The organism is Streptomyces flavofungini (assembly GCF_041028215.1).
GTDB classification, from domain to species: Bacteria; Actinomycetota; Actinomycetes; order Streptomycetales; family Streptomycetaceae; genus Streptomyces; species Streptomyces flavofungini_B.
In genome coordinates, this window is record NZ_JASKYR010001495.1 from 1 (window position 1) to 548 (window position 548).

1 protein-coding gene is annotated in these 548 nt (G+C 72.8%); it reads right to left on the reverse strand.

Going from position 1 to position 548, the window contains the following annotated elements; genetic code table 11:
* Positions 1–128: 128 nt before the first annotated feature.
* The coding region (locus tag AB8Z36_RS41850; protein ID WP_369218541.1) for a fumarylacetoacetate hydrolase family protein at positions 129–548 on the reverse strand (420 nt) is incomplete at its 5' end.

Here is a 548-nt window from a genome sequence, read left to right on the forward strand (position 1 = left end):
GCCGGACTGGTAGGCCGGGGGTACGCACGCCGCCCCCCGGCCCAGCCCGCAGCTCGGCGCCGCTGCTACCGCCTACCGGCAACTGCCTACCGGCAACCAGCAACCGCCGATCGGCAACCGGCAATCGCCTAAGCGCCACCACCCGCGGCCACGATCCGCCCCGTGACCTCGCCGAGGCCCACTCGGGTGCCGCCGGGGCCGGGGGCCCAGGCCGAGAGGGTGACCTCGTCGCCGTCCTCCAGGAAGGTCCGCTTGCCGTCGGGGAGTTCCAGGGGGTCGCGGCCGTTCCAGGTGATCTCGATCAGGGAGCCGTACTGACCGGCGGAGGGGCCGCTGACGGTGCCCGAGCCGTAGAGGTCCCCGGTGCGCAGCGAGGCGCCGTTCACGGTCATGTGGGCGAGCTGCTGCGCGGCCGTCCAGTACACGGTGGAGAAGGGCGGCTCGGAGATGACCTGGCCATTGAGGGTGACGGTCATGCGCAGGTCGTAGCCGCCGGGTTCGTCGGCCGCGGACTCCGTCGAGTCGTCGAGGTAGGGGAGGAGCTGGTG